This window comes from Actinomadura fulvescens (assembly GCF_039533225.1).
GTDB lineage: Bacteria > Actinomycetota > Actinomycetes > Streptosporangiales > Streptosporangiaceae > Spirillospora > Spirillospora fulvescens.
This window is the reverse complement of the sequence record NZ_BAAATD010000018.1, coordinates 137956-161795: the sequence shown is the minus strand read 5'-3', so window position 1 is coordinate 161795 and position 23840 is coordinate 137956. Positions and strand designations below refer to the sequence as shown.

The 23840-nt window shown below is 70.8% G+C and carries 22 protein-coding genes and 1 riboswitch; of the genes, 7 read left to right on the top strand and 15 right to left on the bottom strand.

All coding sequences use genetic code 11. The features are described from left to right. Positions 1 to 181: 181 nt before the first annotated feature. A complete protein-coding gene (locus ABD333_RS42730) occupies positions 182 to 1405 on the bottom strand; it encodes an NADP-dependent isocitrate dehydrogenase (RefSeq protein ID WP_344548376.1) in 1224 nt (407 codons plus the stop codon). A 126-nt stretch (positions 1406 to 1531) separates the two neighbouring features. Beyond that, positions 1532 to 1846: a DUF3017 domain-containing protein gene (locus ABD333_RS42725; protein ID WP_344548375.1), complete on the bottom strand. Its 315-nt coding sequence runs from the start codon at positions 1844 to 1846 to the stop codon at positions 1532 to 1534. Between the two features lie 303 nt (positions 1847 to 2149). Between ABD333_RS42725 and ABD333_RS42720 the strand changes: the two genes are divergently transcribed. Next, a complete protein-coding gene (locus ABD333_RS42720; protein WP_344548374.1) occupies positions 2150 to 2878 on the top strand; it encodes an FHA domain-containing protein in 729 nt (242 codons plus the stop codon). Between the two features lie 137 nt (positions 2879 to 3015). Here ABD333_RS42720 and ABD333_RS42715 read toward each other — a convergent pair whose 3' ends face one another. The 4 genes from ABD333_RS42715 to purN all read right to left on the bottom strand — a co-directional run bounded on the left by ABD333_RS42715 (position 3016) and on the right by purN (position 6574). Further along, entirely contained in the window at positions 3016 to 3870 is an 855-nt protein-coding gene (locus ABD333_RS42715; protein WP_344548373.1) for a bifunctional methylenetetrahydrofolate dehydrogenase/methenyltetrahydrofolate cyclohydrolase, read from the bottom strand. A 23-nt stretch (positions 3871 to 3893) separates the two neighbouring features. Then, positions 3894 to 3981: riboswitch (ZMP/ZTP riboswitch) on the bottom strand. 83 nt (positions 3982 to 4064) lie between these two features. Further along, entirely contained in the window at positions 4065 to 4244 is a 180-nt protein-coding gene (locus ABD333_RS42710; RefSeq protein ID WP_344548372.1) for a hypothetical protein, read from the bottom strand. A gap of 112 nt (positions 4245 to 4356) precedes the next feature. Beyond that, positions 4357 to 5928, bottom strand: a complete 1572-nt coding sequence (purH, locus tag ABD333_RS42705) for a bifunctional phosphoribosylaminoimidazolecarboxamide formyltransferase/IMP cyclohydrolase (RefSeq protein ID WP_344548371.1) — start codon at positions 5926 to 5928, stop codon at positions 4357 to 4359. Beyond that, positions 5909 to 6574 carry a phosphoribosylglycinamide formyltransferase gene (gene purN, locus ABD333_RS42700; RefSeq protein ID WP_344548370.1) on the bottom strand — a complete coding sequence of 222 codons (666 nt, stop codon included), beginning with the start codon at positions 6572 to 6574 and terminating at the stop codon, positions 5909 to 5911. The genes purH and purN overlap by 20 nt, the downstream gene beginning before the upstream one ends. A 105-nt stretch (positions 6575 to 6679) precedes the next feature. Here purN and ABD333_RS42695 point away from each other — a divergent pair, with 105 nt between their 5' ends. Beyond that, positions 6680 to 7297 carry an NfeD family protein gene (locus ABD333_RS42695; RefSeq protein ID WP_344548369.1) on the top strand — a complete coding sequence of 206 codons (618 nt, stop codon included), beginning with the start codon at positions 6680 to 6682 and terminating at the stop codon, positions 7295 to 7297. An 8-nt stretch (positions 7298 to 7305) separates the two neighbouring features. Here the strand turns inward: ABD333_RS42695 and ABD333_RS42690 are convergent, their stop codons facing one another. From ABD333_RS42690 to sucC, 4 genes are all read right to left on the bottom strand, one after another. Next, positions 7306 to 9111 carry a cell division protein PerM gene (locus ABD333_RS42690; RefSeq protein WP_344548368.1) on the bottom strand — a complete coding sequence of 602 codons (1806 nt, stop codon included), beginning with the start codon at positions 9109 to 9111 and terminating at the stop codon, positions 7306 to 7308. Positions 9112 to 9195: 84 nt separating this feature from the next. Continuing rightward, positions 9196 to 10797 (bottom strand): right-handed parallel beta-helix repeat-containing protein, encoded by a 1602-nt coding sequence (locus tag ABD333_RS42685; protein ID WP_344548367.1) that lies wholly within the window; start codon positions 10795 to 10797, stop codon positions 9196 to 9198. Between the two features lie 182 nt (positions 10798 to 10979). Next, positions 10980 to 11867: a succinate--CoA ligase subunit alpha gene (gene sucD / locus ABD333_RS42680; protein ID WP_344548366.1), complete on the bottom strand. Its 888-nt coding sequence runs from the start codon at positions 11865 to 11867 to the stop codon at positions 10980 to 10982. A gap of 2 nt (positions 11868 to 11869) precedes the next feature. Then, on the bottom strand, positions 11870 to 13048 hold the full coding sequence (gene sucC, locus ABD333_RS42675; protein WP_344548365.1) for an ADP-forming succinate--CoA ligase subunit beta: 1179 nt from the start codon (positions 13046 to 13048) through the stop codon (positions 11870 to 11872). Positions 13049 to 13355: 307 nt separating this feature from the next. Between sucC and ABD333_RS42670 the strand changes: the two genes are divergently transcribed. Beyond that, a complete protein-coding gene (locus ABD333_RS42670; protein ID WP_344548364.1) occupies positions 13356 to 14990 on the top strand; it encodes a glycoside hydrolase family 15 protein in 1635 nt (544 codons plus the stop codon). A gap of 85 nt (positions 14991 to 15075) precedes the next feature. Here ABD333_RS42670 and ABD333_RS42665 read toward each other — a convergent pair whose 3' ends face one another. Beyond that, positions 15076 to 15819 (bottom strand): TSUP family transporter, encoded by a 744-nt coding sequence (locus tag ABD333_RS42665; RefSeq protein ID WP_410556827.1) that lies wholly within the window; start codon positions 15817 to 15819, stop codon positions 15076 to 15078. 221 nt (positions 15820 to 16040) lie between these two features. On the opposite strand from ABD333_RS42665, the gene ABD333_RS42660 reads away from it, so the two are divergent. Beyond that, positions 16041 to 17276 carry a Tm-1-like ATP-binding domain-containing protein gene (locus ABD333_RS42660; RefSeq protein ID WP_344548362.1) on the top strand — a complete coding sequence of 412 codons (1236 nt, stop codon included), beginning with the start codon at positions 16041 to 16043 and terminating at the stop codon, positions 17274 to 17276. A gap of 34 nt (positions 17277 to 17310) precedes the next feature. Further along, complete coding sequence (locus tag ABD333_RS42655; RefSeq protein ID WP_344548361.1) at positions 17311 to 17679, top strand: DUF4180 domain-containing protein; 369 nt, start codon at positions 17311 to 17313, stop codon at positions 17677 to 17679. An 11-nt stretch (positions 17680 to 17690) separates the two neighbouring features. Here the strand turns inward: ABD333_RS42655 and ABD333_RS42650 are convergent, their stop codons facing one another. After that, complete coding sequence (locus ABD333_RS42650) at positions 17691 to 18227, bottom strand: GNAT family N-acetyltransferase (protein ID WP_344548360.1); 537 nt, start codon at positions 18225 to 18227, stop codon at positions 17691 to 17693. A 48-nt stretch (positions 18228 to 18275) separates the two neighbouring features. On the opposite strand from ABD333_RS42650, the gene ABD333_RS42645 reads away from it, so the two are divergent. After that, positions 18276 to 18869 carry a TetR/AcrR family transcriptional regulator gene (locus ABD333_RS42645; RefSeq protein ID WP_344548359.1) on the top strand — a complete coding sequence of 198 codons (594 nt, stop codon included), beginning with the start codon at positions 18276 to 18278 and terminating at the stop codon, positions 18867 to 18869. A 70-nt stretch (positions 18870 to 18939) separates the two neighbouring features. Here the strand turns inward: ABD333_RS42645 and ABD333_RS42640 are convergent, their stop codons facing one another. The 3 genes from ABD333_RS42640 to pcrA form a co-directional block, all read right to left on the bottom strand. Beyond that, positions 18940 to 19326, bottom strand: a complete 387-nt coding sequence (locus ABD333_RS42640) for a RidA family protein (protein ID WP_344548358.1) — start codon at positions 19324 to 19326, stop codon at positions 18940 to 18942. A gap of 40 nt (positions 19327 to 19366) precedes the next feature. Continuing rightward, the gene (locus ABD333_RS42635; protein WP_344548357.1) at positions 19367 to 19603 is read right to left on the bottom strand and encodes a hypothetical protein; all 237 of its coding nucleotides are present in this window, start codon (positions 19601 to 19603) and stop codon (positions 19367 to 19369) included. Positions 19604 to 19708: 105 nt separating this feature from the next. Then, on the bottom strand, positions 19709 to 21970 hold the full coding sequence (gene pcrA / locus ABD333_RS42630) for a DNA helicase PcrA (protein WP_344548356.1): 2262 nt from the start codon (positions 21968 to 21970) through the stop codon (positions 19709 to 19711). Positions 21971 to 22312: 342 nt separating this feature from the next. Between pcrA and ABD333_RS42625 the strand changes: the two genes are divergently transcribed. Further along, positions 22313 to 23791, top strand: coding sequence for a gluzincin family metallopeptidase (locus ABD333_RS42625; RefSeq protein WP_344548355.1), 1479 nt, complete (start codon positions 22313 to 22315; stop codon positions 23789 to 23791). Positions 23792 to 23840 lie beyond the last annotated feature (49 nt).

Sequence of the window (23840 nt, the reverse complement as noted above, 5' to 3'; positions counted from 1 at the left end):
TCGAGAGGCGCCGCCTTGGGTTTCTCTCGTCGTCGAGATATTTCACCGGTCAGGCTATCGCGCGTACGGCGTGCCGGTGGCCAGAGGTGCCCGATCCCACAGAACGCACAACGCCGAAGGCCGCCCCGGGGTCTCCGGAACGGCCTTCCAAGCGATCCCCCGCGTCGGCGGGGTCGAGAGATCAGTTCTCGTTGATCTTCTTCTGGAGGTTGACGTCCAGCGCGTGCAGGAACTCCTGCGTGGTCAGGAACGGGGTCTCGGAACCGACCAGCAGCGCCAAATCCTTGGTCATCTGGCCGTTCTCGACGGTGTCGACGCAGACGCGCTCCAGCGTGTCGGCGAACGCCGTGACTTCCGGCTGACCGTCGAGCTTGCCTCGGTGGGCCAGGCCCCGGGTCCACGCGAAGATGGACGCGATGGGGTTGGTGGAGGTCGGCTTGCCCTGCTGGTGCTGCCGGTAGTGGCGGGTCACCGTGCCGTGCGCGGCCTCGGCCTCGACGGTCCGGCCGTCGGGGGTCATGAGCACCGAGGTCATCAGGCCGAGGGAGCCGAAGCCCTGGGCGACGGTGTCGGACTGGACGTCACCGTCGTAGTTCTTGCACGCCCAGACGTAGCCGCCCTCCCACTTGAGCGAGGCGGCGACCATGTCGTCGATGAGCCGGTGCTCGTAGGTGAGCCCCTTGGCCTCGAAGTCGGCCTTGAACTCGGCGTCGAAGATCTCCTGGAACACGTCCTTGAACATGCCGTCGTAGGCCTTGAGGATCGTGTTCTTGGTCGACATGTAGACCGGGTAGTCCCGGGACAGGCCGTACCGGAACGAGGCGCGCGCGAAGTCCTCGATGGACTTGCGGAAGTTGTACATCGACAGCGCGACGCCGCCGCCCTCGGGGTAGTCCACGACGTGGAACTCCATGGGCTCGGAGCCGTCCTCCGGAGTGAACGTCACCGTCAGCTTGCCCGGGCCGGGGACCTTGAAGTCGGTGGCCTTGTACTGGTCGCCGAAGGCGTGACGGCCGACCACGATGGGCTTGGTCCAGCCCGGCACGAGCCGGGGGACGTTCTGCATGATGATGGGCTCGCGGAAGATCACGCCGCCGAGGATGTTGCGGATCGTTCCATTGGGGGAACGCCACATCTTCTTGAGGCCGAACTCCTCGACCCGTGCCTCGTCGGGGGTGATCGTGGCACACTTCACGCCGACGCCGTACTGCTTGATCGCGTTGGCGGCGTCGATGGTGACCTGGTCGTCCGTGGCGTCACGGTGCTCGATCCCGAGGTCGTAGTACTTCAGGTCCACGTCGAGATAGGGCAGGATCAACTGGTCCTTGATGAACTGCCAGATGATCCTGGTCATTTCGTCGCCGTCGAGTTCGACGACAGGGCCCGCTACTTTGATCTTGGGCATGCTGTTGCTGTCCCTTTCCTACACCGGCCAGCAGTCCTTGTAAGGCTCAACTGGTCAGGCTATCCGAGCCGGGTCAAAGGTCTAGACCTCGGCCCACCTTTTAGATCTTATGGCTACATCGGGTGACTAGTCGGGCACGACCCAGGCGACCACGGCGATGGCCACGGCGAAGCCCGTCATCGTCGCCACGTCCATCCACTTCTTGCGGGTCTCCAGCATCCCGACCTGGCTCGGGGGGAGCACCAGCCGGGCGAGCGCGCCGAAGAGCACGGCGGCGGCCATCAGGCCGGAGCCCTTGCGGAAATAGTTGAGCGAGCACAGGACCAGACCGCCCGCGACCCCGCAGAGCACGATCACGTACGGCAGCTGACTCAGCCAGTGGGGTGAGGCGCCGCGCCGCTTGGGTGCTCTCCGCCGGCGCCGGTGCAGCTCCGTGCTCATGGGCCTCGCTTCGCGGTCGGGCCGGACGTTCGGTCGGATTCCACGGTAGTCGCAACCGGGCACCCGCACGACCGGCGCCGCCCGACCCCGGGTTTCGGGGCGGCATCTCCGGACATTTCTGCCGTCCGGCGACCCCTTCCCGGGAAAGACTCACGGCGGAGCTGATACTGGTGGGGTCCGATACGTGTGGATGGACACGAAAAGCCTTGTGTCACAGTCCCTACTCGCCAGTAGGAGGGTGTGACGGTGACGCGCCCGGGTAACCCGGCAGACAGGGGTCGCTAACTAGCTGGGAGGACTGCCGTGGAGGGGCCGTTCATGCGGATCGAGGACAGCGGGCTGGTGATGCCGCTGCGCCCCGACGTCACGACGGTCGGGAGAGGGCGAGGAGTCGACATTCGCCTCGACGACCCGAGTGTGTCCCGATTGCACGCAGAGATCGTTCGGCGCGGCCCGTACGTATACGTGGTCGACATGGGGCTGTCACGGAACGGCACCCGTGTCAACGGCCGGCCGATCGCCCGCCGCGTACTGGAGGACGGTGACGTCGTGAGCTTCGGCACGGCGCGCTGCCGGATGGGGGGAATCCCCCGCGAGGAGGTCGATCCCGACGTCGAGCTGCGGCGCGCCGTGGCACCCGAACTCACCCGCCGCGAGGTCGATGTGCTGACCTCGCTCTGCCGGCCCGCCCTCTCGGACGAGGCCTTCGTCGCCCCCGCCACCGCGCGGGAGATCGCAGCCGACCTCGTGGTGACCGAGGCGGCGGTCAAGCAGCACCTGCTGCGGCTCTACCAGAAGTTCCGCATCCCCGAGGGCGCCAACCGCCGTACCCGGCTGGCCAACGAGGTCATCGCGATGGGCCTCGTCCGGCCGCTGCCCCCGGTGCACGTCCCCCAGCAGAACCGGCCGCTCGACGGTCAGGGGCCGGGGGGAGTACGACGCGCGGCACCGCCGGGTGCCAACCACGCGACAGGGCACCCAGCGGGTCCACGCGGGCCGGCCACCAGCGCCGCCGGCCGCCGGGCCAGCTGAGTTGAACTGCGGCCGTCCCCCACGGCAGCGCAAACCCGGGGGCGGCCGCAGGAACCGCCCGCCGTGATCATGCGACCGGAATCGTTCGCCTGGTCACGGCGGGCGGCCCTGTCGTCCGCCGCTTTCGGCTCCGCCGGTCAGGCCCGCGAGGCCGCCTCCGCGGCCTCCACCACGTTGGCGAGCAGCATCGCGCGCGTCATGGGGCCCACCCCGCCGGGGTTGGGCGCCACCCATCCGGCCACGTCGCGCACCGAGTCGGCCACGTCGCCCGCGAGCTTGCCGTCGACCCGGGAGACGCCGACGTCCAGGACGGCGGCCCCCGGCTTGATCATGTCGCCGGTGATGAGACCGGGAACGCCCGCGGCGGCCACCACGATGTCGGCGTCGCGCACATGGGCGGCCAGGTCCCGGGTGCCGGTATGGCACAGGGTCACGGTCGCGTTCTCGCTGCGGCGGGTCAGCAGGAGGCCGAGCGGGCGGCCGACGGTGACGCCGCGGCCGATCACCGTGACGTCCGCGCCGCGCAGCGGCACGTCGAACCGGCGCAGGAGGGCGACGATGCCCTTGGGCGTGCAGGGCAGCGGGGCCTCTTCCATCAGGACGAGGCGGCCCAGGTTGACCGGCTGGAGACCGTCGGCGTCCTTGGCCGGATCGATCAGCTCCAGCACGCGCTGCTCGTTCAGCCCCTTGGGCAGCGGCAGCTGGACGATGTAGCCGGTGCAGGCGGGGTCGGCGTTCAGCTCGGCGACGGCCCGTTCCACGTCCTCCTGGGAGGCGTCGGCGGGCAGGTCGCGCCGGATGCTCTCGATGCCGACCTCGGCGCAGTCGCGGTGCTTCATGGTGACGTAGGCGTGGCTGCCGGGGTCGTCGCCGACCAGTACGGTGCCGAGCCCCACCGACACGCCGCGCTCGCGCAGCGCCTCGACGCGGATCTTGAGGTCGGCGCGGATCTCCGCGGCCGTGGCCTTGCCGTCCAGGACCTGTGCCGTCATTGGTTCCTCCGCGTGCTCAGGGGCCCGTACACCCAGGCGCGCGGTGTGCGGGCCGTCCTTCGCTCCCCGGTGGTCGAATCCACCTTGACTGCGCCAGTCGCGTTGGCCCCATGCTAGTGGCTTCCCGCGAACGGGCCGGAGCGGCGATCGGGCGGGCCTGGGCGGCGATCCGCGGGCCGCGTTCGCGGCGCGCGTCAGTCCTGGTCGGGGCGGCCCCGCCAGGCGATCAAGCGGTCGGTGCCGTGCCAGCCGAGCTGGGCGGCCAGCATCGCGGCGAAGAAGGCCGCGACGAGCCCGATCAGCTGACGGGACTCCATCAGCAGGGATGCCGTCTGCACGACGTTGCCCAGGATGAGAGTAGCCAGGAAATCCATCACGCCTCCTTCAGCGCTTGGGCGCGCCGGAGTCATGATGGGGTCAAGAAGGCGCGACGTTTCCCGAGGTTACCAACGTCCAAACGTAAAACCCGCCACACGGCGGAGCCGATCAATGGAAGAAGTGCCGGACGCCCGTGAAGTAGAGGGTGATCCCGGCCTTCTGGGCGGCCTCGATGACCTTCTCGTCGTTGACCGAGCCGCCCGGCTCGACGATGGCCCGGACGCCCGCGTCGGTCAGGACTTCCAGTCCGTCGGGGAACGGGAAGAAGGCGTCGGAGGCCCCCACCGAGGCGGCCGCCCGTTCCGTACCGGCACGGGTCACCGCCAGCCGGGCCGAGTCGACCCGGTTGACCTGGCCCATGCCGACACCGGTGGTGGCGCCGTCGGCGGCGAGCAGGATGGCGTTGGACTTGACCGCGCGGCAGGCCTTCCAGGCGAACGCGAGGTCGCGCAGCGTCGCCTCGTCGGCGGCCTGGCCGGTCTTGAGCTCCCAGCCGGCCGGGTCGTCGCCGGGGTCGTCGACGCGGTCGACGGACTGGACGAGCACGCCGCCGTCGATCCGCCGGAACTCGACCGGGTCGGCCGGAGCGTCCTGGCACACCAGCAGGCGGATGTTCTTCTTCCTGGTCAGGATCTCCAGCGCCGCGGGCTCGAACCCCGGCGCCACGACGACCTCGGTGAAGACCTCGGCGACCTGGGCGGCCATCGCCTCGGTCACGGGCCGGTTGACGGCGATCACGCCGCCGAACGCCGAGACAGGGTCGCACTCGTGCGCCTTGCGGTGAGCCTCTGCGACGTCACCGCCGATCGCGATGCCGCACGGGTTGGCGTGCTTGATGATCGCGACGGCGGGCTCATCGAAGTCGTACGCGGCGCGCCTGGCCGCGTCGGCGTCGACGTAGTTGTTGTAGGACATCTCCTTGCCGTGCAGCTGCTCGGCTCCGGCGAGCCCGGCCGTGCCGCCGGGGCCGTCGGCGGTGAACAGCGCGGCGCGCTGGTGGGGGTTCTCCCCGTAGCGCAGCACGTTCTTGCGCTGCCAGGTGGCGCCCAGGAAGTCGGGCCACTGCGCCTCCGCCGCCACCTCGTCCGGCGCGTAGACGCCTGCGAACCAGGAGGCCACGGCGACGTCGTACGAGGCGGTGTGGGCGAACGCGGCGGCGGCGAGGCGACGGCGTTCGTCAAGGGTGAAGCCGCCCGCCTCCACCGCGGCCAGCACCGAGCCGTAGGAGGACGGGTCCACCACGACGGCGACGCTGGCGTGGTTTTTGGCGGCGGCGCGGACCATGGTCGGCCCGCCGATGTCGATCTGCTCGACGCACTCGTCCGGCTTGGCGCCGGAGGCGACGGTGTCGGCGAACGGGTAGAGGTTGACCACGGCCAGGTCGAACGGCTCGACCGAGAGGTCTTCCAGCTGCTGAACGTGATCGTCCTTGCGCCGGTCGGCGAGCAGGCCCGCGTGCACCCGGGGGTGCAGGGTCTTGACCCGGCCGTCGAGGCACTCGGGGAACCCGGTGAGCTTCTCGACCCGCATGACCGGCACGCCCGCGGCTGCGATCTTCGCCGCCGTGGAGCCGGTGGACACGATCTCGACGCCGGCCCGGTGCAGGCCCTGGGCCAGCTCCTCCAGCCCCGTCTTGTCATAAACGCTGATCAGCGCACGCTCAATCGCGACCCGACTCACCGGTCGAGCTCCCCTCATCGGTTGGTCCACAGGTCCGGCACTTCATGGAGACCCGCCTGCCCCGCGTGGTCCAGCCGTCGCGGGCCAGCCGTCCCACGACGTCGACCAGGAGCCGGCGCTCCACCTGCTTGATGCGTTCGTGCAGGGAGTCTTCGTCGTCGTGCCAGCCCACGGGAACGGTCTCCTGGGCGATGACGGGTCCGGTGTCCACTCCTTCGTCGACGAAGTGCACCGTACAGCCCGTCACCTTCACGCCGTACGCCAGGGCGTCCCGTACGGCGTGCGCGCCCGGGAAGGAGGGAAGCAGCGCCGGATGGGTGTTGACGATCCGGCCGCCGAACCGTTCCAGGAACCGCCTGCCGAGGATCTTCATAAAGCCAGCGGAGATCACCAGGTCCGGCTCGTGGGCCGCGACGGCGTCCGTCAGCGCCGCGTCCCAGGCGTCCCGGCTCGCGAAGTCGGGGATGCGCGCCGTGAACGTGGGCAGTCCCGCGGCGGCGGCCCGCTCCAGTCCGGCGATCTCCCCGCGGTCCGCGCCCACGGCCACCACGCGTGCCCCGTAGGCTGGATCCGAACACGCGTCGAGCAGCGCCTGTAGGTTGGTCCCCGCGCCGGAGACGAGGACGACGAGCCGGGCGGACACCATGACTCCCTGGTGGACGGTGGGGTTGGCACGAACACCCGAAGCCTACCGGCCGTACGCGGCGTCACTTGTCCGACACCACAGGTCAGAAGTGCCAGGAGGATCAACGTGAGCGAGCAGCCGGGTCAGGGCGACAGCGGAGTCGGCACGTCCGGCCGTCCCGACCTCTCCAAGCGCGACGAGATCCCCGGCCGCCCGGACCTCCCCGAGCGCGACGGCCCCGTTCCCGACTCCGCGCGCCCCGACCGGCCCGAGCGGGATCAGACCCCCGGCCGTGCCGATCTGCCGGAACGCGGCGGCCGGCCGTCGCCTTGGCGTTCGCCCGGCCAGGGGCCCCGTCCGGTCGAACGTCTCGGCTGGCGGGCGCTGTGGCTCGGTGCCGGGGCCATGCTGACCACCCTGTTCTTCTTCCCGATCGGGCTGGTCCTCGGCATCGCGGCGCTGGTGGTCGGCATCAAGGCCCGGCGCGGCGCGCGCCGCCGGCAGGCCGTCGCACCGGGCGCGATCGCGGGTCTGGTGCTGGGCTCGATCGCCGTGGCGTTCTCGGCGTTCTCGCTGGCGCTGACGGTGTTCCTGTGGCCGGAGCTGAGCGGCTACCAGTCGTGCGTGGGCAAGGCCAACACGAGCACGGACGAGAAGGCCTGCCGGGACGAGTACTACCCCAAGATCGAAAAGAAGCTGAAGCTGCCCGAGGGCAGCATGTCGAAGTACGGCGACCTTTTCTGACCGGTCGCTCAGTCCTCCGGCTCGTCCCTGAGCACGTAGATCGCGCCGCCGCGCTTCTCGGTGCGCCCGGGGTCGTCCCGTTCACGGGGTTGCGGCACGTTCGCCCCAGCCTGGGCAGGCTCCGGCTCCGGCTCCGGCGGAGAACCTGGCTCGGGCTCCGGGTCCGGCTCGGGCTCGGCTGGGGCGAGCTCCGCGGTCTCCTCGGCGAGATCGGGCAGCGGGTCGGGGACCCGCGTTCTGGCCCTGGTCGGCTTGCGCGGCGCCAGGACGGGCTCGGCCTCCTCGAACTCCACCGGATCGGGCGCGAACGGGGCGGGCTTCCGGGGCGGCCGCGGACCGGGCTGCTCGGGCGCCCTGGGCGGCGTCACCGGCGCCGCCGCGGCGGCCTTCGCGGGAACCGGCGGGGTCGCGGAGGTGGCGGTACGGCGCCACCGGCGTTTGCGGGGCTTCTTCGTCTTCGGCTCCACCGGGGCCGGTCGCCGCAGGATCATCCAGTTGGCGATCCACGCGGCGATGGCCGCCGAGATGCCCACCTCAAGCGCCGCCAGCAGGCCGACCTGCCAGGGTGAGGGCCCGACGGTGGCCATCCGCCCGCCGCCCAGCGGGCCGCCCGACAGCGCGGCCAGCACGGCGGCCACCACGCCGGTGAGCGCCCCGGAGACGAAGCCCCAGAGCGGCGCCGCCTCGTACACGGGACTCGGCATGTTGCGCACGGTCAGCACGCCGCCGACGGCGCCCGCGATGAACGGGGCGGCCAGGGCGAACAGCGACAGCGCCGGGGCGGGACCCGGCTCGGGCAGGGCCGCCAGCGGGGGGAACGTGGGCACGATGTCGAGGAACACTCCCGTAGGCGACACCGTCGTGTTGGCGCCGACCGAGAAGCCGGGGCCGATCGCGTACGCCATCCCCCAGATCACCGCGTTCGGCAGGTAGGCCAGCTCGACCAGCACCAGCAGCACCCCGCCGACGAGCCCGGGCGCCAGCATGTCGTGCAGGCGGGTGGCCTCGGACAGGTGCACGGCCAGCGAGACGCCGACGAGCACAGCGCCGGAGGCCAGGAGCACGGCGACCGAGCCGGTGACGCCGATCACCAGGGAGCGCTGCCGGTCGGGCAGCAGCCGCAGCAGCGCGCCCAGCCCCGAGCGGACCCGCGCGCCGGGGTCGTCGGCCGAGCCCTGCGCCACCACGGCCCGCGCCGCGCCCAGACCGCCGGCCAGCACCGCCATCACGAAGCAGGCGACGAGCGCCTGCCAGACCGACGCCCGCACGGCCGTGGAGGCGGCGGCCAGGGCGAGCAGCGCGGCGAGGATCGAGTACGGCACGGCGAGCGCGACCGCCACGTGCACGACGCCCACGCGGTAGCGGCGGGCGCTCGTCATCCCGACGGCGCGGATCATCCAGCCGCCGCTGCGGTAGAGCAGCGCGCCCGGGAGGACGAGCAGCCCGAGCGGGAGCAGCCCGACCCGGCCGTGGCCGGCCGAGAACCCCGCGTGGTGGGACACCAGCCAGAAGTCGACCGCCGTCCGGAAGACGCCGGGGAGCCCGGGGCCGAGGGCGGTGCGCGGCGCGCCGATCCAGCCGATGAGGGTGATCGTCGTGAGCACCGCGAGCCCGATGCCGATGCACCACAGCGCGCCCACCAGGCCCGTCACGTACAGCGGGCGGGCCACGCCGCCCGCGAGGCCGCCGGCGATCTGCGGTGGCCGGACGGGGGTCTGCCCCCGGCCCGGTGGCGTGCCGCCACGGCCGGCGGTGGCCCGCGACGGCTCCGGTCGTTCCGGTTTCACGCGCCGCGCAGGGCTCACATCGCTCACGGCGTCAATGCTGGCACCCGGGCGGCGCCGTGCGCCCCCGCTCGTCCGGCGTGTCGCCTTTGTCGTAGGCGATCAAGGGCTTCGTCACGGGCGGCGCGGGGTGTCGAACCAGTCGCAGCCCACGGGCCGAGGGGCGTCGCGGCCGTACTGCGAGCACGGGAGGCCGGACAGGACCTTGAACGGCTGGCCGAGCCAGGAGAACAGCGAGCCGCCAGAGGGTTTCGCGCACGTGGGCAGGTGCGGCGGGTCCGAACGAACGCGGCCGTAGGAGGAGACGTTGGCCTGCCAGCAGTTGCCCTCGCCCTGCTCGTCCCACCAGACATCCTGGCCGTTGGGGGCCTTCCGTCCGCCGGGCGCGACACCGAAGACGTTGCCTACGTAGCGGTTGCGGTGCGAGGTGTCGCGGAACTTCGCCGGATCGTTCTCACCGCGCAGCGGCGCCGGGACCCAGATCTGCTTGAAGCCGTGCCGCCAGTTGTCGTACAGGCGATTGCGCTCGTAGGTGTTGTCGTTGCCGCCGCCGAGGAGCAGGCCCGTGCCGACCGGCACGGGCGGGGCCGGGCAGACGACGCCGCGCTCGTGGCCGCGGTCGCGCGGCGGCTTCTTGCAGGTGCCGTCCCAGATGTTGCCGTAGTAGTTGACGTTGTTGCTGTAGATCAGGTTGTCGCGGAACGTGGCGTGGTTCTGCGGCAGGCCCGGGTGGCCGGGGAACGCGCTGTCCATCGACACCCCAGCCGAGTTGTGGTGGAAGCGGTTGCCGTGGGCGAGGACCGAGTCGCCGGCCGTCCCGGAGTAGCCGAGCGCGTTGTGGTGGGAGTCGCAACGCCTGATCTCCACCGAGTGCCGCCTGCCGTTCAGCGGTGACGCCGATCCGGGATAGAGCCCGGCGTCGCCGCTGCCGTAGGCCTCGCAGTCGGTGTAGAGGCCGTGGTCGGTGGCGAACGTGAGGAATCCGTACTCCTCGTTCCAGCGGGCCAGCGCGCGGTCGATGACGAAGCCGTCCTGCTCGATCACGTACACCCCGTTGAACTCGAAGAGCTGGGTGGTGATGTTGCGCAGGTAGAAGCCGTCGGCCCGGTCGGCGCGGACGCCGTTGAGCTTGGCCCAGGTCCCGTCGGCCTTGAAGCCGCCCTCGATGACGACGTCGGTCGTCTTCTGGCCGGTGCCCTCCAGCTGGAGGTCGCACCGTGGACCGTCGCAGCGGTAGTCGTCGTTCCCCGGCGTCACGTCACCGAAGACCGCGATGAGGTTCTGCAGGTTGGGGCACGCGTACTGCTGCGCGTACGACAGCAGGTGCCGCCCGGCCAGCTCGGCGCACGGGCCGGTGGGCGCGGCCCGGCTGGGCTCCTCGCGGTAGGTGCCCGGCAGCACGTAGATCGTCGTGCCCCGCTTGCGGACCGCGTTCACCGCCGCCTGGACGTGCCCGTACGCGCATTCCTTCAGCAGCCGCTCGTTCAGCCTGCGCAGCGCCCCGCGGTACTTCTTGATGATCGTCGCGGAGCCGGGCTTGCAGACCACCAGCCGCGGCCCGGCCCCGAGCGCCCGGTGGACGGGCACCTTTCCGTCACCCGCCGGGAACCGCACCGGCCGTTCCGCGTGCCCGAAGGCGGGAAGCGCGGTCAGGACGAGGGTCAGGCACACCAGGAGCGCTCCGAGTCCGGCACGGCGACCGCGCTGTGATCCCATGCCGCGAAATATGAACCTGTTTCACCTTCACGCCCAGACCCAGGCGTGGAGATCGACCACATCAGGCCATCCACGGGAAACGAGGGCCGCCCGGACGAAAGACGCCCGGGCCGCGGGGCGCGGCTCGGGCGTCTTTTCGTCGATCCGTGATCCGTGGATCCGTGATCCGGCGGGACCCTGGATCAGAGGTTCTTCATGATGTCGCGCATGAGGCGGGCGGTCTCGCTCGGCGTCTTGCCGACGCGGACGCCGACCTTCTCCAGGGCCTCCTTCTTCGCCTGCGCGGTGCCGGCGGAGCCGGACACGATCGCGCCGGCGTGGCCCATGGTCTTGCCCTCGGGGGCGGTGAACCCGGCGACGTAGCCGACGACCGGCTTGGTCACGTTCTGCTCGATGAACGCGGCGGCGCGCTCCTCGGCGTCGCCGCCGATCTCACCGATCATCACGATCGCGTCGGTGTCAGGGTCGTCCTGGAATGCCTTGAGGGCGTCGATGTGGGTCGTGCCGATGATCGGGTCACCGCCGATGCCCACGCAGGTCGAGAAGCCGAAGTCACGCAGCTCGTACATCATCTGGTACGTCAGCGTGCCCGACTTGGAGACCAGGCCGATGCGGCCGGGCGTGGTGATGTCGGCCGGGATGATGCCCGCGTTGGAGGCGCCCGGCGAGGCGATGCCGGGGCAGTTGGGCCCGATGATCCGGGTCTTGTTGCCCTTGGACTCGGCGTAGGCCCAGAAGTAGGCCGTGTCGTGCACCGGGATGCCCTCGGTGATCACCACGCACAGCGGGATCTCGGCGTCGATCGCCTCGACCACGGCGTCCTTGGTGAACTTCGGCGGCACGAAGACCACCGAGACGTCGGCGCCGGTCTGCGCCATGGCCTCGGCCACGGTGCCGTACACCGTGAGCTCCCTGCCGTCGAAGTCGACGGTCTGGCCGGCCTTGCGGGCGTTCACGCCGCCCACGACGGCGGCACCGGAGGCGAGCATGCGGCGCGAGTGCTTCATGCCCTCGGAGCCGGTGATGCCCTGAACGATGATCTTGCTGTTCTCTGTGAGCCAGATGGCCATGCTCATGCACCTGCCGCAGCGAGTTCGGCGGCGCGCTTGGCCGCGTCGTCCATCGTCTCGACCTGCTCGACACCCGGCAGCGCCGCGTCGTTCAGGATCTTGCGCCCGAGGTCGGCGTTGTTGCCGTCCAGGCGTACCACCAGCGGGCGGTTCACGGTCTCGCCGCGCTCGCCCAGCAGCTTGTAGGCCGACACGATGCCGTTGGCGACCGCGTCACAGGCGGTGATGCCGCCGAAGACGTTCACGAACACCGACCTGACGTCGGCGTCCGAGAGCACGATCTCCAGGCTGTTGGCCATGACCTCGGCCGAGGCGCCGCCGCCGATGTCGAGGAAGTTGGCGGGCTTCTGCCCCCCGAACTCCTCGCCCGCGTACGACACGACGTCGAGGGTCGACATGACCAGGCCCGCGCCGTTGCCGATGATGCCGACGCTGCCGTCGAGCTTGACGTAGTTGAGGTCCTTGGCCTTGGCCGCCGCCTCCAGCGGGTCGGCGGAGGCCTTGTCCTCCAGCTTGTCGTGCTCCTGGCGGAACGCGGCGTTGTCGTCCAGGGACACCTTGCCGTCGAGGGCCTTGACCTGCCCGTCGGCGGTGAGGATCAGCGGGTTGACCTCGACGAGCGTGGCGTCCTCGTCGGTGAAGACCGCCCACAGCCGCTCGATGATCTGCGTGGCGCCGTCCAGCGCGGCGGCGGGGAGGCGGCCGGCCTCGGCGATCTCCCGGGCCTTGGCGGTGTCGACGCCGGTCAGCGGCGAGATCGGGATCAGCGCCAGCTTGTCGTGCGGCACGTCCTCGATCTCGATGCCGCCCTCGACCGTGCAGATCGAGAGGAACGTGCGGTTGGCGCGGTCGAGCAGGAAGGAGAAGTAGAACTCCTGCGCGATGGCGGAGCCCTCCTCGATCAGCACCTTGTGGACCGTGTGGCCCTTGATGTCCATGCCGAGGATCCGGCCCGCGAGGGCCTGCGCCTCGTCGGCGTCGTCGGCGAGCTTCACGCCGCCCGCCTTGCCACGGCCCCCGGTCTTCACCTGGGCCTTGACGACGACCTTCTTGCTGCCCGCGGCGAAGAGCTCCTCCGCGTACGTCCGGGCTTCCTGGGGAGTATGGGCGACCTTGCCGGTGGGCACCGGTACCCCGTACTCGGCGAAGAGTTCCTTCGCCTGATGTTCGAACAGGTCCACGAGGGCGTCCTTTATACGGATCGACAGCCAAAGACCACTCGAGTGGGGGTTGCACGGGGTTGTCACCGCGCGGCCGCCACTCTGCGGTCCGCTCCGTCGATGCAGCCTAGTCAACCAGGGGCCATGGTCATGCCGCCGGGTCCGTTCACCGCCACCATGAGGGGCTTTCCGCCCGTTGTGGCGGGGTATGGCTCCTGAGGAGGATGCCGCGTTTGGACCCTGAGGAGGATGACCCACTTGGCGGCGTTTGGTGTACTAATCCTCCACCTTGTCTTAATGCAGGGTGTCAAGGGGGAGAGTTAGGCCGGTGACCATTGAGCGGGGGTGGCTCGCAGGAGCCGACGACCGCGTGGAGCCCACGGGGGCCGAACGGGTCGTACCGAGCCGGACCGCGGTGTCCGGCTCCACCAGGCGGGGTGGGGGCTGGCGCAGCGTCCGCCGGGCCGCCGCGCTCCTGCTCGTCGCCGCTCTGGTCGCCACCTGCGGAGCCACCCTGCGGAGCCGGCCCGGTCCGGGCTGGGCAAGTCCTGGTCTGGTCGGCGGGGGTGGCTGGCCGTTCGCCGGAGAGCCGCTGAGCCCGGTGGACGCCTACGGCGCCGCCTATTTCCCGGACAGTTCGGTCGTCCGGCTCGCCGACGGCCGGGTCCGGTTGATCCCGTTCGGCTCCGACACCCCGATCACCGTCGCCGCGTCCGACCCGCGGGTGGCCGCCGCGGTCCGGTCCGACCGGGCGTGGCTCGCGCGGGGCACGGTGCCCGGCGGGAAGGCGCCGCGCCCGGGCAACGGCCTGCTGCCCGGCGCCGCCCCGGCCCGGTCCGCGCCGGCCGGCACGGCGAGCCCCGGAGCGTCGCTGGTGCGGCCGGACGCGGCCGGCTCCATCAGCCCGGACAGCCGCGACGTCTACCGCGACATGGCGGCCCGGGCGCTGCTCGACCTGCGGCTGCTGACCCGGCCCAACGGCGCCTCGCTGGCGTCCTGGTACGACAAGTGGCGCTACTCCTGGCCGCGCGACTCGGCCTTCGCCGCCGCCGCGTTCGCCGTGACCGGGCACCAGGCGGAGGCACGGCGGGTGCTGCGCTTCCTCGCCCGGGTACAGAACGAGAACGGCATGTGGGCCGCGCGCTACAACCCCGACGGCAGCGCGGTCGCCGACGGCCGGGCACCGCAGCTCGACTCGCTCGGCTGGGTGCTGTGGGCGAGCTGGTTCTTCCGTACGCAGAGCCCGACGGCCGCCACCGACCTGCCCGAGCTGTGGCCGATGGTCTCGCGCGCCGCCGACCGGCTGGCCCGCTCGCTGGACGTCGAGGGCCTCCCACCGCCCTCGTCCGACTACTGGGAACGCGACCACGCGTCGGAGCAGGACCCCCGCCGCCCCACCCTCGGCGTCGTCGGGCCCGTCCTGGCCGGGCTGCGTTCGGCCGCGGCGCTGGCCCGCGACCTGGGCAAAAGCCAGCAGGCCACTCGCTGGCAGCACGCCACGCACCGGCTGTCGGACGCGGTCGCGCGGCAGTTCACGCCGCACGGCTACCCGCGTTCGCCCATCGCCGGGGGCCGCATGGACACCTCGGTGACGTTCCTCGCGCCGCCGTTCGCCCCGGTCGACCCCGGCGTGAGCGCGGCCGTGCAGAACGCCTTCGAACGGCAGAAGCTGTCGAACGGCGGGGTGCTGCCGGGTGAACGCTGGGCCGGGGACAAGAAGGTCGCGTGGACCCCGGAGATGGGCATGTTCACGCTCGCCTCGGCGTGCTCGGGGCACAAGGAGGACGCGCTGGCCCGGCTCGACTGGCTCGCCGCCCACCGCACCTCGCTGGGCGTCCTCCCCGAGAAGGTCGACGAGCACGGCAGGCCGGCCGGCGTCGCCCCGCTGGGCTGGACGGCCGCCACGGTGATCCTCAGCCTGAGCGCCCTGGAACGCCCCCTTCCCGTCCCCGACCACTCCTAGGGCGCCGCCCTACGGCGCGCTAGGCCTAGGGCGCCGTAGGGCGCGCTAGGCCCGTCCTAGGGCGCGTGCTGGGGTGCGGCGGGTGTCAGGCGACCTGCTCATAGCCCAGCTTGAGCACCAGAGCGGTCACGACGCAGAGCAGGACGACCCGCACGAATCCGGCGCCCTTATTGATGGCCATCCGGGCACCGAACTGGGCGCCGACGATGTTGCACGCGGCCATGGCCAGGCCGATCGCCCACAGCACCTCACCCTGGATCGAGAAGACGATCAGCGCGCCCAGGTTGGTGCCGGTGTTGATGATCTTGGCGTTGGCCGAGGCGTTGACGAAGTCGGTACCGAGCAGGGTCGTGAAGGCCAGCACGAGGAACGTTCCAGTGCCCGGCCCGACCAGGCCGTCGTAGAAGGCGATCGCCAGGCCCGGGATCAGGATGGCCGCGGCCAGCCGCCGCCGGGTGCGCAGCACCAGCTTGGGCACCCGGCCGAGGTCCGGCTTCAGGACGACCAGGGCCGCGACCGCCAGCAGCACGACCATGATGATCGGCTTCAGGACGTCCGAGGAGATGGCCGAGGCGCACAGGGCACCGACGGCGGACGAGCACACGGCGGCGGCGCCCGCCGGGATGGCCACCGGCAGGTCGGGCTTGGCCTTGCGCAGGTAGGCGACGGCCGCCGACGAGGTGCCCGCGATCGAGGCCAGCTTGTTGGTGGCGAGGGCGGCCACCGGCTGGCCCGGATTGAGGACCAGCAGCGCCGGGAGCTGGATCAGCCCGCCACCGCCGACGACCGCGTCGACCCATCCGGCGGCGGTCGCGGCCAGCAAGAGCATGATCACGTGCTCGACCTGCAAGGGGGCTCCCGGGGGTAAGGAGTCAAGTCATGGTCACGCATGAATCTACTGGAGCCCGGCCAATGCGATCTTCATCGGGTTCGCGTAAGCCCCGTGCCGCCGCACCTTTCTGTCCGGGATAGCCCTAAATCCCACTGCGTCAGAAAACTGGGGCGCCGCCGGAGATTGTTCACCGAAGAAAGCGCGCAAACAGTCAAAATATGCCTGTTGTGGTGCTCATCGGGACGCTTGATACCAAAGGACTTGAATATGAATGGTTGCGAGACCGGCTGAACGGTTTGGGCATGGAGGTGGTACTGGTCGACACCGGCGTTCTCGACCCGCCGTCCGTGCCCCCGGACGTGTCACGGGACGAGGTCGCCCGCGCCGCCGGGACCAGCCTGGCCGCCCTGCTCGCCCAGGGCGACCGCGGCTTCGCGGTGACGGCGATGGCGCGCGGCGCCGCCCGGGTGGTGGCGCGGCTGCATCGCGAGGGCCGCGTGCACGGCGTGCTCTCGGTCGGCGGCAGCGGCAATTCCGTCATCTCCACGAGCGCGATGCGGGCACTGCCCGTCGGCGTGCCCAAACTGATGGTCTCCAGCATGACGTCGGGCGACGTCTCGGCGTACATCGGCGGTACGGACCTCACGATGATGTACAGCGTCGTCGACATCGCGGGCATCAACCGGATCTCGGTGCGCGTCCTCGCCAACGCGGCCGACGCGATCGCCGGGATGGCCACCGGTTTCGCCGCCGGGACGCCGGCGCCGCCCGGCGACGGCGCCGTCATCGGCGCGACGATGGCGGGCGTCACCACCCCCGGCGTGAACGCGGCGCGCGAGCTGCTCAGCGTGCTCGGGTACGAGGTGCTGATCTTCCACACGACCGGTACCGGCGGCCGTTCCCTCGAAGCCATGGCCGCGGGCGGCATCCTCACCGCCGTCCTCGACCCGACCCTGCTGGAACTGTCGAACGCGCTCGTCGGCGGCGTCGGCGTGGCCGGGCCCGATCGCCTGGAGACCGCGGGCCGGCTGGGCATTCCCCAGGTCGTCAGCCTGGGCGCCCTCGACATCGTCAAGTTCGGCCCGCAGGTGCCCGAACGGTTCCGGCACCGCCACGTCCACCTGCACAATCCGTCGGTCACCGTCATCCGCACCAACGCCGACGAGTGCGCGAGACTCGGCCGCATCGTGGCCGCCAAGCTCCGCGCCGCCACCGGCCCGACGACCCTCTTCATCCCGCTCCGCGGGCTCTCCACGCTCGGGGCACCCGGCGGCCCGTACCACGACCCCGCGGTCGACGCCGTGCTCTTCGACGCCGTGCGCGACGGTCTCGCGGGCTCCCCCGTCGACATCGTCGAGATGGACACCCACATCAACGATCCCGCCTTCGGCCGCGCGATGGCCGACCACCTGCACGTTCTCCTGACACCCGCCGTCCGCGCCGCCGCCTCCTGACCGGACCGCCGCCGGGGCACGCGAGAATACGATCATGTCTGACACTCGCGTCCACTTCGGCGACGTCCCCGTGCTCGTGTGCTCCGCCGAGGGGCCCACGCTCGGCAAGGAGGCCGACGCGCTCGACATCATCGGGAACGCCTCGTACAACGGCGAGGTCCGCTGGGTCGCCGTGCCCGCGGAACGCTTCGACGACGCGTTCTTCCAGCTCCGCACCCGCCTGGCGGGCGACATCGTCCAGAAGTTCGTGCAGTACGGCCTGGGGCTCGCCGTCGTCGGCGACATCTCGCGCCACACGTCGCAGAGCGAGGCCCTCCGCGACTTCGTCCGCGAGTGCAATCGGGGAAGGCACACCTGGTTCGTCACCGACCTCGACGACCTGCGCCAGAGACTGGCCTCCTGACCGCCGGGCCGTCAGGCGTCGTCCTTCAGCAACACCCAGATCTCCTCGTCACGGCGTTCGCCGTCGAGCATCCACGCGCTGCGCAAGGTCGCCTCGTGCGTGAAGCCGATGCGCTTGGCCGCGGCGCGGCTGTTGGCGTTCGCCGGATCGCACCGCCACTCCACCCGCGCCATGCCGCGCACGTTCATCGCCCAGTCGATCATGTGCCGGACCGCCGTGGTGACCAGTCCGCGGCCGCGCACCTCGGGGGCCAGCCACACACCGACCTCGCACACCCCGTCGGACGGCTCGAAGACGCGGAAGAGCACCCCGCCCACCATCTCGCCGTCCGCGTGGATGCCGTAGATCCGCCCGCGGTCGGCGGCCTGCCGGTCGGCGTAACTCTGCAGGAAGGCCCGCGCGGACTCCACGTCCACGACCTTCCGGGCGAACGGGATCCATGGCAGGAGATCGTCCCGGACCCGGTCGACATGCGCGGCGAACTCCTCGGCCTGCCATGGTTCCAGCGGCCTGAGCTCGGTGTTCTCCTCCAAGGCGTGCGTCAGCATGAGACTCTCCAAGGTGCGTACCGAACGTTTGTTACGTACTATAACGCCATGCCCGCACGCGGAGATCACGATGCCCGGCGCCGCGACGTGTCCGAAGCCGTCTGGCGCGTCCTGGCCGCACGCGGCTTCGGCGGCCTGACCCTGCGCGCCGTGGCCGCCGAGATGAACGCTTCGACGGGCTTGCTGACGCACTACTTCCCGAGCAAGAAGGCGCTCATCGCGTACGCCTTGGACGTGGCCGACGAACGCACCGCCACCCGCCCCCAGGAGCTGCCGCCGAAACCCGGTATGGACGGGCTCCGCACCGCCCTGACCAACGTGCTGCCCCTCACCCCTGAGGCCGCCGCGATGAACCGCGTGTGGGTGAGCTCGTGGGACGGCTCGCTGGCCGATCCAGAGCTCGGCACGCGCGAACGGAACCGCTACGAGGGCTGGCGCGCCCGCCTCCGTCCCCACGTCGTGGCGGCCATCGACAACGGCGATCTCCCGCCGGAGACCGACGTCGACGAGCTGGTCGCGACGGTCGCCGCGTTCACCCACGGCATCGTCGTCCAGGCGCTCTTCGACCCCGGCCGCTTCCCGGCGGCCCGCCAGAAAGCCCTGCTCGACGGTCTCCTGCACGCACTCCAGGCCGGACACTGACGGCGCGCTGCCGCCGGCCCGGGGCGACGCCGTCGCGGCGCTCGCTCCAGGCGGCGGAACGACAGGGCTCCTAGGCGGCTGCGATCACTTCCAGCTCGACGAGCCAGTCGTCCGCCAGATGGTCCACGACGATGGCCGTGACGGGCACGAACCGGCCGCCGAGCGCCTTGTTCCGCGCCGCCGCGTTGGGAACGGCGTAGGAGCGGTCACGCAGGTAGCTGGTGACGCGGACGATGTTGTCGACGGTCATGTCGGCGGAGGCGAGGATCGTCCGCAGGTTGGACCAGACCAGGTCGAGCTGCTCGTCGAAAGTGGCGCCCGCGGCGCCGGAGGGGTCCAGGCCCATCGTTCCGGATACGTACAACGTGCGTTCGACGCCTCGGACCTCGATGGCGTGCACGTAATCGCTGGTCGCCGGATAAACGCCGGACGTGGGGTTGTGTACGGAGATCTCCATGACCGGAGCATGGCAGTGGGGCGCCCACCGGCGCACCCGGTTATCCGTTCAGCCAGAGCTCGACGCGGTCCCACAGGCCGGCCGGTGTGTGGCCGTAGTAGCGCGCGACCAGGAGCCCGCCCACGATCAGCAGCACGACGGCCAGGATCTCGCGGAGACCGCCCGCATGCCGGCCCTCACGCCTCGCCCGCAGGGAATCTTCATGCAGCTGCTCCATGAAGCGGCCGTGTGCCTCTTTGGCGAAACGATTGGGGTCGTCATGCGACGCGTACTTCATGTCCGCTCCAAGGAGTTTGTGTGCCGTTACTCCCTGTTGGACGCCGCCCTCGGCGGGAAAGTTCACGCTGTGCTCCACGGCGGTCACGCTGTGGAGCACACGTCGTCAGAGCTTCTCGACCGGTGCGTAGCGGAGGATCAGGCGCTTGACGCCGTATTCGCCGCCGAAGTCGACGCTGGCGGCGGCCTTCTCACCCGCGCCGTCCACGGTGACGACCGTGCCCAGGCCGAACGCGTCGTGGGTGACCTTGTCGCCCGGGGCGAGGCTGGGGACGGCGCGGTTGCCCGGCGACTGGACGCCGGGGCGGGACGCCATGCGCGACAACGCCGGGGAGGACGTGGCCGCGGCCTCGCGCTCCCAGTCGAGCAGGGTCGTGGGGACCTCGCCGAGGAACCGGGAGGGCGGGTTGACCTGCGGGGCCCCCCAGGAGCTGCGCATGGCTGCACGGGAGACGTAGAGGCGCTGCCGGGCCCGGGTGATGCCGACGTAGGCCAGGCGGCGCTCCTCTTCGAGCTCCTTGGGGTTGCTCATGGCCCGCAGATGCGGGAAGACGCCGTCCTCCATGCCGGTGAGGAAGACGACGGGGAACTCCAGGCCCTTGGCGGTGTGCAGGGTCATCAGGGTGACGACGCCCTGCTCGGTCTCTTCGGGCTGCTCGCCCGGCGGGACCGGGGCGCTCTTGGCACCGCCGGGGATGGAGTCGGCGTCGGCGACCAGGGCGACCTGCTCCAGGAAGTCGACGAGGCGGCCCTCGGCGGACTCACCGTCGAGACGCTCCTCGAACTCGCGGGCGACGGCCTCGAACTCCTGGAGGTTCTCGATGCGGGTCTCGTCCTGCGGGTCCTTGGAGGCCTGCAGCTCCGCCAGGTAGCCGCTCTTGACCAGGATCTGCTCGACCAGCTCGGCGGGGGTGGACGACTCGACGGCGGCGCCGAGCTCGTCGAGGAGCGCGACGAACTCGCGGACCGCGTTGATCGAACGGGTCGCCATGCCGGGCACGTCCTCGGGGCGGCGCAGGGCCTGCCAGAACGAGATGCGCTCGCGGGAGGCGTAGGCCTCGACGCAGGCCTCGGCGCGGTCGCCGATGCCGCGCTTGGGCACGTTGAGGATGCGGCGGAGGCTGACGGTGTCTTCGGGGTTGCCGAGGACGCGGAGGTAGGCCAGCAGGTCGCGGACCTCCTTGCGCTCGTAGAAGCGCACCCCGCCGACGACCTTGTAGGGCAGGCCGACGCGGATGAAGACCTCTTCGAAGACACGGGACTGAGCGTTGGTCCGGTAGAAGATCGCGACGTCGCCGGGACGGGCGTCACCGGAGTCGGTGAGCTTGTCGACCTCCTGGGCGACGAACGCCGCCTCGTCGTGCTCGTTGTCGGCCACATAGCCGGTGATCTTGTGGCCCTCGCCCTGGTCGGACCAGAGCTTCTTGGGCTTGCGGTCGGCGTTGCGCTCGATGACGGCGTTGGCGGCCGACAGGATCGTCTGGGTGGAGCGGTAGTTCTGCTCCAGGAGGATCGTGGTCGCCTCGGGGTAGTCGCGCTCGAACTCCAGGATGTTGCGGATCGTCGCGCCGCGGAACGCGTAGATCGACTGGTCGGCGTCGCCCACCACGCACAGCTCGGCCGCGCCGATGCCCTCGACCGGGGCGGTCAGCTCGCGGACCAGCTCGTACTGCGCGTGGTTGGTGTCCTGGTATTCGTCGACGAGGACGTGGCGGAACCGTCGCCGGTAGTGCTCGGCGGCCTCCGGGAAGACCTGCAGCAGGTTGACCGTCAGCATGATCAGGTCGTCGAAGTCCATCGCGCCGGCCTGCTGCAGGCGCGCCTGGTACATCTCGTAGGCCTCGGCGAGCGTCTGCTCCATGTGGGTGGACGCGCGGGCCTTGTAGCTCTCGTAGTCGATGAGCTCGTTCTTGAGGTTGCTCACCTGCGCGGAGAACGACTTGGGCGGGTAGCGCTTGGAGTCGAGGTCGAGCTCGCGGCAGACGAGGGCCATCAGCCGCTGCGCGTCCGCCTGGTCGTAGATCGAGAAACTCGACGGGAAACCCAGCCGCTTGGCCTCGCGGCGCAGGATGCGCACGCACGCCGAGTGGAAGGTCATCACCCACATGGCCCGCGACCGCGGCCCGACGAGCGCGTCGACGCGCTCCTTCATCTCGGCCGCGGCCTTGTTGGTGAAGGTGATCGCCAGGATCTGGCCGGGATGGACGTCGCGCTCGCCCAGCAGGTGGGCGATGCGATGGGTGAGCACGCGGGTCTTGCCCGAGCCGGCTCCGGCGACGATCAGCAGCGGCCCGCCGGAGTGCACGACGGCGGCGCGCTGCTGCGGGTTGAGGCCCTCGAGGAGGGGGTGGGTTTCGGTCTTCGACATCACGAGCGAGTGTAGAGCCCGGCGCCGACAAACACGCCCCGCCGCGGAGCCAGACCACCGTTCACCGGCGCCGCGCCACGGATGGATCACCGGACACGCACCGCGATGGCTGATCAACAGTCCGAAACCGGGCAAAGGGTCACCGGGGCGTTTTTCAGGCCTTGACTGCCCATCCTGACGGGCGGAGCGTAGGCGGCGCAGGGCGGCTAGGACCTGGCCCCCGGACCCCAACATCACTCTGTGGCTGCGCTCAGTCACGTCCGGCCTTGACCGGTCATGTCCGCCCTCGGCCGCGCTGGGCCAGCAGGGGCCCACGCCAAGTGACGGGAAGGTGGAACGAAGATGATCCACCCGCAGGAACTCCAACTCCAGCAGGAACTGCAGCGGCGCGCCCAGGGACTGGAGGTCCCCGAGTCGCGGATCGAGATGATCCCGCCTCAGCTGCGCGTCGAAGGCGCGGCGGCTCCGCCGACGCCCCAGCCGATCCCGCGTGCGGTACCGATCCCGGTGCCCGTGGTGGCCGGCCACCGCATCCTCATCTACAAGCAGGACCCGTCCGTCACCGAGCTCGGCGTCCGCACGGTGTTCGTCCCGTCGATCGTGCTCAACGGCCCGACCGACGCGCGGATCGCCACGGTGCTGCAGGGCACCACGCCGGTGGCGCGCGGCGTCAACGGCGACTTCATCTTCAGGCCCAACACCCCCGAGTTCGACTGCGCGCACACCTACGCGGTCGTACGGCAGACGCTCTCGATGTGGGAGCGGCACAACGGCGGCAACCCCATCCCGTTCGCGTGGAACGTCGGCGGCAACACCGACAAGATCACCGTCCACCCGCGCGCCGGGGTCGGCGCCAACGCGTTCTACAGCCGCACCGCCAAGGTCCTGAAGTTCCTGCACTTCGTGCCGCAGGGCCAGCCGCCGCAGGCCGAGGTCTTCACCTGCCGGTCGCTGGACATCACCGCGCACGAGGCGGGGCACGCGGTGCTCGACGGGCTCAAGCCCGGCTGGCTCGGCGCGGGCAACCCGCCGCAGACCGGCGGCCTGCACGAGGCGTTCGGCGACCTCACCGCCATCTTCCTGGCGCTGTCGCAGCCGGACCAGGCCGAGGCGCTGGTGGCCCTCACCCGGGCCAACCTGCACGACAAGTCGTTCCTGCCCGCCGTGGCCGAGGAGTTCGGCAAGGCGATCGGCAAGGACTTCGGCCTGCGCAACGCCGACAACGACCTCAAGCTGAGCCAGGTCAGCAACGAGGTGCACGCGGTCTCCCAGGTGTTCACCGGCGCGATCTACGACGTGCTGGCCGACGTCTACGTGTTCGAGCGCAACCGGCAGCGCAAGACCAAGGACCCGGCGCTCGTGCTCATCGAGGTCGCGAACAGGCTGGCCAAGCTGCTGTTCGACGCGGTCGTCGCGGCGCCCGCGAGCGCCGCCACGTTCGTCGACGTGGCCAACAAGATGCTGCAGATCTCCAGCAGCCAGGGCGACCCGGCCAACTACCGCACGTTCATCCGCAACCGGTTCGCGGTGCGCGAGATCACCACCTCGCCGTCGCCGCTGACCGACCTGATGAGCGGCCGGGTCAACATGACCGACGCCGACTACACCGGCAACGGCCGGGACGTCACCGAGGTCGAGATGGCCGACGAGCACTCCGCGAGCCTGCGCGCCGAGCAGGACCGTTCGCGCTGCTGCGGCACCATGCAGATGCCGGAGTACGCGGCGATCGACGGCGAGCGGCTGGCCCAGCGCGGCTCGCTCGACGACGACGACATCCTCCGCGATGACCTGGAGGAGCTGCGGAGGGCGTTCAACAAGTAGAAAAAGATCTCTCCGATTCCCGGTCGTCGTGCCCGATGGCGGGCACGAC

Excerpts from the sequence above, each read along its gene's own strand:
- ABD333_RS42685 (WP_344548367.1), bottom strand. The coding sequence starts at position 10,797 with ATGGGATCACAGCGCGGTCGCCGTGCCGGACTCGGAGCGCTCCTGGTG.
- ABD333_RS42655 (WP_344548361.1), top strand. The coding sequence starts at position 17,311 with ATGTCTGACACTCGCGTCCACTTCGGCGACGTCCCCGTGCTCGTGTGC.
- ABD333_RS42640 (WP_344548358.1), bottom strand. The coding sequence starts at position 19,326 with ATGGAGATCTCCGTACACAACCCCACGTCCGGCGTTTATCCGGCGACC.
- ABD333_RS42730 (WP_344548376.1), bottom strand. The coding sequence starts at position 1,405 with ATGCCCAAGATCAAAGTAGCGGGCCCTGTCGTCGAACTCGACGGCGAC.
- ABD333_RS42645 (WP_344548359.1), top strand. The coding sequence starts at position 18,276 with ATGCCCGCACGCGGAGATCACGATGCCCGGCGCCGCGACGTGTCCGAA.
- purN (WP_344548370.1), bottom strand. The coding sequence starts at position 6,574 with ATGGTGTCCGCCCGGCTCGTCGTCCTCGTCTCCGGCGCGGGGACCAAC.
- ABD333_RS42635 (WP_344548357.1), bottom strand. The coding sequence starts at position 19,603 with ATGAAGTACGCGTCGCATGACGACCCCAATCGTTTCGCCAAAGAGGCA.
- pcrA (WP_344548356.1), bottom strand. The coding sequence starts at position 21,970 with ATGTCGAAGACCGAAACCCACCCCCTCCTCGAGGGCCTCAACCCGCAG.
- ABD333_RS42660 (WP_344548362.1), top strand. The coding sequence starts at position 16,041 with ATGCCTGTTGTGGTGCTCATCGGGACGCTTGATACCAAAGGACTTGAA.
- ABD333_RS42710 (WP_344548372.1), bottom strand. The coding sequence starts at position 4,244 with ATGGATTTCCTGGCTACTCTCATCCTGGGCAACGTCGTGCAGACGGCA.
- ABD333_RS42715 (WP_344548373.1), bottom strand. The coding sequence starts at position 3,870 with ATGACGGCACAGGTCCTGGACGGCAAGGCCACGGCCGCGGAGATCCGC.
- ABD333_RS42665 (WP_410556827.1), bottom strand. The coding sequence starts at position 15,819 with ATGCTCTTGCTGGCCGCGACCGCCGCCGGATGGGTCGACGCGGTCGTC.
- ABD333_RS42650 (WP_344548360.1), bottom strand. The coding sequence starts at position 18,227 with ATGCTGACGCACGCCTTGGAGGAGAACACCGAGCTCAGGCCGCTGGAA.
- ABD333_RS42725 (WP_344548375.1), bottom strand. The coding sequence starts at position 1,846 with ATGAGCACGGAGCTGCACCGGCGCCGGCGGAGAGCACCCAAGCGGCGC.
- ABD333_RS42625 (WP_344548355.1), top strand. The coding sequence starts at position 22,313 with ATGATCCACCCGCAGGAACTCCAACTCCAGCAGGAACTGCAGCGGCGC.
- sucD (WP_344548366.1), bottom strand. The coding sequence starts at position 11,867 with ATGGCCATCTGGCTCACAGAGAACAGCAAGATCATCGTTCAGGGCATC.